The organism is bacterium CG_4_10_14_0_2_um_filter_33_32, assembly GCA_002792735.1.
Lineage (GTDB): Bacteria > Patescibacteriota > CPR2_A > CG2-30-33-46 > CG2-30-33-46 > CG2-30-33-46.
On sequence record PFOW01000037.1, the window covers coordinates 1 to 5,557 of the forward strand.

Annotated in this window: 5 protein-coding genes; 1 reads left to right on the forward strand and 4 read right to left on the reverse strand. The window is 33.4% G+C overall.

Annotation, left to right across the window (positions count from 1 at the left end; all coding sequences use genetic code 11):
- Nucleotides 1–158: 158 nt before the first annotated feature.
- Nucleotides 159–899, reverse strand: a complete 741-nt coding sequence (locus tag COX95_02485; protein ID PIZ86015.1) for a hypothetical protein — start codon at nucleotides 897–899, stop codon at nucleotides 159–161.
- A gap of 242 nt (nucleotides 900–1,141) precedes the next feature.
- The gene (locus tag COX95_02490; protein PIZ86016.1) at nucleotides 1,142–1,417 is read right to left on the reverse strand and encodes a hypothetical protein; all 276 of its coding nucleotides are present in this window, start codon (nucleotides 1,415–1,417) and stop codon (nucleotides 1,142–1,144) included.
- 938 nt (nucleotides 1,418–2,355) lie between these two features.
- Here COX95_02490 and typA point away from each other — a divergent pair.
- Complete coding sequence (gene typA / locus COX95_02495; protein PIZ86019.1) at nucleotides 2,356–4,164, forward strand: translational GTPase TypA; 1,809 nt, start codon at nucleotides 2,356–2,358, stop codon at nucleotides 4,162–4,164.
- 59 nt (nucleotides 4,165–4,223) lie between these two features.
- On the opposite strand, the gene COX95_02500 is transcribed toward typA, so the two are convergent.
- Together COX95_02500 and COX95_02505 are read right to left on the reverse strand one after the other, a co-directional pair.
- Nucleotides 4,224–4,478: a hypothetical protein gene (locus COX95_02500; protein PIZ86017.1), complete on the reverse strand. Its 255-nt coding sequence runs from the start codon at nucleotides 4,476–4,478 to the stop codon at nucleotides 4,224–4,226.
- 293 nt (nucleotides 4,479–4,771) lie between these two features.
- Nucleotides 4,772–5,527: a hypothetical protein gene (locus tag COX95_02505; protein ID PIZ86018.1), complete on the reverse strand. Its 756-nt coding sequence runs from the start codon at nucleotides 5,525–5,527 to the stop codon at nucleotides 4,772–4,774.
- Nucleotides 5,528–5,557 lie beyond the last annotated feature (30 nt).

The window sequence follows — 5,557 nt, forward strand, 5'->3', positions numbered from 1 at the left end:
CGCACTAGACCGCTATGCGATCCCACCAGATTTATATCCTTTATTTATATTATACTTCAAAATTATTAAAATTGGGCAAAAGAAAAAGGCAAATATTGCCTTAGTAAAAAATTGTAGTGAGTAGTAGTTAAGATATAAAGATAAAAAGGGTGTAAATGTTAGATGTTGCGGGTTATAAATTGAAATTCTTGTTGTAATGAGGAAAAAATATCTATTATTCTTCCTGTATATCTAGAACCGTTTATATTTATTGCTGTAAAGTTGCCTCTACCGAGCCAAGATACTTCATGGAAATGAGACTCGATGATCTCCTTTGCTTTACCGTTTAAGTGATCGTATATGCTTTTAATGAGATCAATTATGCTTGAATGAGAAAAATTCTGTGTTTGATCAAAGAAATTTACATCCGCGTTATAGCGGTTCCCAGTTAAATCCAGAGTAATATCTGCACTAATTTTCCTAGCATCCTTATGCAAACGTTCAAGTAGATTAGCTTCAAGTGATTTATCATTTAGAAAAGTATACATCTTTTCGATTAAATCTTGGGGTGTTCTTTCCATAAAATGTGCTCTATTTTCACCTATATATATTTCAGCTTCAGTATCAGATATACGATTGATATGAGCATCAAGATTGTCTGCTACTCGATTAGCTTCATTAAGTTTTTCTTCGATTAGTTTTTGGTTAAGAAAATCGTTCAGTTTATTAGTTAGATCTTCGGCAGATCCACCATTAAAATAGAATTTTTCTTGGCCTAAATATACTTCCGCTTCTGTGTTGGTAATATAATGAATAGATGCATTAAGCTTACTTAACAGTTTAGTGGTTTCTTTTGGAATTACTATAATTTCTTGTGTTATTGCTGGTGAATTATTGACCTGCGCGGTTTTGCTAGACAAACAAACAACCCCTTTCAAGTTAAGGAACATTGCGTAAACGCAATATTAGAAAATTTTAGGCCAAAATCCTGAAATTTTCAAAGTTTTTCTTTTAACAAAGAAAAAACCGGGATCTGTGTAGTCCAAAATTGCCGGGGAGGCAAAAAATGGCAGATAGCCCGGGTATGATGATGTGTTGCGAAGAAAGTGTAAATATTGCTATGTAAGGGCGGGGTTTGGGCGGGGCTTAGCAGAGGCAAAAACTAAAATTGCAATTCGATATCTGATAATTCCTGTTTTGCTCTTTCCGCAATTCTTTTTTTGTCATTCGCTTGTCTTACTGCGATATCATGACCGCTTGCGGTCAAAAACAAAAAAACAAAGGAAACAAAAGAATAAATTGCGGCGCGATTCAGTTCATAATAAAGGTTGAGCTTAAGATACTGAATATCCCAAGCAAAAAAGAACTGATTCGCTAATGCGGACAAAACAACGAGGATTGCGAGAATCATTACTGCCTTCCAAATTTTCACTGACACTGTAATGCCTCCTTTACTAGAATTTTTCCATTTCTGGACACCAAACATTTGTATCGATACTACTATCGATACAAAAATTTGGATCCTTTCTAAAAATCCGTGCTACAAACATTACTACAAATTTTACTACCTTCACTGCCTCAACCTCCATTTCTTAGAAAATTGATTTAAAAAACCGCCGCTAGAAGTGGTGACTTTCTTCTTTATTGAAATTTCAACGTTCGTAAGAAATACATATTATCATATAATCGCTACAATGTCAATACTTTTTTCTATCGGGTATTATAATACTTTTGACTAGACAAAAGTATCCAAAATATATTCTATTACTTTTTTAAAAAAGTAACCAAAAATCGCCCACTAATTTGAAAAGACTAAAAACAGGCATTTTTCAAGCTTTCGAACCTGAACGCCAAAGGCGGTCTCGCTCCAAGATACTAACACTCTTTACTCTCGACTTAGCAGGTTCTTATTCTAATTAAGAGATTAGAACTGCTTTCAAAACACCTGTTTTCTAAACGTCTTTTCAAAAGGTGGGCAGGAAAAGAGTATTTTCAAAAGTGTGTATTATTCTCTGATGCAAGCATCGAGAAAAACCGCTCGAGAAATTAAGCAGTTTTAAATGTGTCTAGTGGTAATCAAACAGAAATCTGCTATCCCGAACAAGCCCAATAAGATTGGAAATAGCGAGTAAGGGTGCCCGTAGGGCATTCAGATTGATAATTTAAAACTACTTAATTTCTAGACTTTTCGAGCCAGCTTGCGATTTTTTGGGTACCTTTTGTGTCGACAAAAGGTACAGAGATATTTGGTTACTTTTTCGGAAAAGAAAAGTAGTATAAAAATATTTTTTAATCCCCTTTTTAGGATTGACAAATTCACGAACAAAGAGTAAACTTTAAAAATTGTTGATAATAAAAAAGAAAGGTGCTACTTCTATGAAGTTACGGAATGTTGCTATTATTGCCCATGTTGATCACGGAAAAACCACTCTAGTTGATGGTCTTTTAAAGCAATCCAATACTTTCAGAGAAAATGAAGCTATTTTTTCACAAACGCTGATAATGGATTCAAATGATCAGGAACGAGAACGCGGAATCACAATTTTAGCCAAAAATACAGCGGTGAACTATAAGGATACAAAAATTAATATTATAGATACCCCTGGTCATGCTGATTTTGGCGGTGAGGTTGAAAGAATATTAAATATGGCAGATGGCGCTATTTTAGTTATTGATGCAAAAGAAGGCCCAATGCCCCAAACAAAATTTGTTCTCAAAAAAGCCTTAGAAATTGGATTAAAGATAATAGTTATTATTAATAAAATTGATAAAAAAGATGTTCAAGTAAAAAATGCTATAGATAAAACACATGATCTCTTTTTAGATTTAGCAACAGATACTGATCAATTAGATTTTCCAGTATATTATGCAATAGCTAAAGAAGGTAAAGCGTGGCATGAAATGCCAGAAGATTTAACATCGGCTGCTGATTTAACTCCAATTTTTGAAGGAATACTTCAATCTATCCCAAAACCAAAAATTTCTGAAGGCGCATTTCAAATGCTTGTTACAACATTAGATAGGAATAATTACCAAGGTAAATATGCTATTGGAAGAGTTCAAAGAGGTTTAGTAAAACCTGGACTTTCAGTTGCTTTGATTAAAAAAGATGGAACAATTGAACCAGCTAAAATTGATAAAGTGTATTTAAGCCAGGGATTGAAAAGGGTAGAAGCAACAGAGGGACAAACAGGAGACATTGTTGCGTTAGTTGGAATAAAAAATGCCGGGATAGGTGATACTATTACCGATTTATCAAACCCTGAAGCGCTTCCTACAATTAAAATTGAAGAACCCACTCTTAAAATTTCAGTATCATCTAACACTTCCCCATTTGCAGGCAAGGAAGGTGAATTTGTAACGAGTAGGCAAATCTTAGATAGAATAAAAAAAGAATTAGAAACCAATGTTTCACTAAAATTAGAAATGAGTGAAAATAGTGATTATATCTTGTCAGGTAGAGGAGAGCTTCATTTATCAGTTTTTATAGAAAATTTGAGAAGAGAAGGTTTTGAACTTCAGGTAGGCAAGCCGCAAGTTATAACAAAAGTTATTGAGGGAAAAGAAATGGAACCCCTTGAAGAATTAACCATTGATGTTGCTTCAGAATATACAGGTGCAGTAACAAGCGAGGTAGGAAAAAGACGAGGAATACTTCATTCTCAAATGGAAAATCCAGACAAAAGCACCCGCTTAATTTTTGAAATAACAACAAAAGGACTTTTAGGATTAAGAAACCAACTGCTCACTCTATCAAGAGGAACAGCTATTATGAATTCTATATTTTTAAAATATATACCTATTGGTACATCCATTCCAAAACTAAGAAATGGGGCTCTCATAAGCTCGGAAAACGGAAAAGCAGTAGCTTATGGATTAAATAATGCCCAAGGCAGAGGAATCACTTTTATCCCTCCGCAAACACAGGTATACGAAGGAATGGTTGTTGGTGTAAATTCTAAAGAAGGCGATTTAGAAATAAATGTAACAAAAGAAAAAAAGCTTACGAACATCCGTTCCTCATCTTCTGATGAAGCAATTCTTCTTACGCCTCCGACTATTTTGACATTAGAACAAAGCTTAGATTTCCTGGAAGATGATGAACTTTTGGAAGTTACGCCTAAAGGCTTGCGTCTACGTAAAAAATATCTAACTTCTATTGATAGAACTAGAGCTAGAAGATAACTTAGCTGCATAAATACAATTATCAAAGACAAAGAAATATTAATAATTAATTTAATAATTTATAAGCACACTACTGATTTCTTCTTAGTATATTGATAGTCAATAATTATCCCGTAGGATTCTAACTCTACTAAAATTTGTTTCCTTAAAGAATAATCTAACACCTCGGGTGGAATTACGCCTGGGTTTTTTATTTTCGATACGACTTTAGAAAATATATAAGCTGCAAGACCAGTGGGATAAGATATATAGTTAGTGCCTGGAAGCTTCTTTGTAATATCGATAAGATCAGGAAATATAGCGGTTTTTTTCATTTTAAGCTCTTGGCCACATTCCACACCTATTGTTTCGACAACTAAAGCAAAAAAGCATTCTCAATAACACCGTTCTCCACTAATTTCACCATTTCTTTAGGTGTGGGTACTTGCGGAGATATTTTGGAAAAAAATTCTAAAGGTGAAACTTTACTACCTTTGATATTTATAGTTTTTTTATCAAATAATCCCAGACTTTTTAAGCCCTTAGCAAATTCGACATCTGTTCCACCTGATTTGTAAGTTATATTCTTTGTCTTTATATATAAAGGAAGGGTGGCTAATTCATCATTCTAAAGATTAAAAACATATTTGTTGCCAATTTTAGGGAAATCATAATTTTCAACGCCACTAAATGGTGCAACTAATTTAAACTTTCTATTTTGAAAAGAAAGAGCTGGCTGTGTAAATTCTACATTTAAAGCTATTTCTGGTGACCAAGTAAATATAAACTCGCTAGTCTTTTGTTCTTCAAGCAGGCGGATATGAATTTCATCAATCTTATCAAATATGTCATTTGCCATTCCAGCTAATAAATTAGTGATTCCTGGCGCTATACCCGTGTTAATTAAAGCCTTTAAATTGGTCCTCGTGAATTTTTGATGATACTTTAGCTGCTCAGGTGTTTTAAGGTCTTTCAACTCTGAACATAAATCTTGGTAATTTGCACCGACATTAAGGGCGACCTTCATTATATTTTCATTAAAATATGGCAAACTGGCATTTATTATAAGATCCATACCTTTAGCATTCTTTTCTATCTGTTTAATAATAGACGCATCAAGTTTAACAAGACTAACTTTTGACATTTTAGGGATAAATTCCTTGGCCCTTACTAAATCATTAGTACCGCAAACAATTTTTTTAACTTCTTTATCTTTTGATAGAAACTTTACTAGCACTGATGCAACGGCACCTGTACCAACTACAAGTATTTTCATAAGTACCCTTTTTAATATATTTATTATATACCATTTTTTAATTTTTAATGAATAAGTTACGAAACATTTGAGACTCCTGCAAATAACTAAGGAGTTTCCAATATGCATATCAAAGCCTTGTGGTATAAGACTAATTTG

Excerpts from the sequence above, each read along its gene's own strand:
- typA (PIZ86019.1), top strand. The coding sequence starts at position 2,356 with ATGAAGTTACGGAATGTTGCTATTATTGCCCATGTTGATCACGGAAAA.
- COX95_02500 (PIZ86017.1), bottom strand. The coding sequence starts at position 4,478 with ATGAAAAAAACCGCTATATTTCCTGATCTTATCGATATTACAAAGAAG.
- COX95_02505 (PIZ86018.1), bottom strand. The coding sequence starts at position 5,527 with ATGCATATTGGAAACTCCTTAGTTATTTGCAGGAGTCTCAAATGTTTC.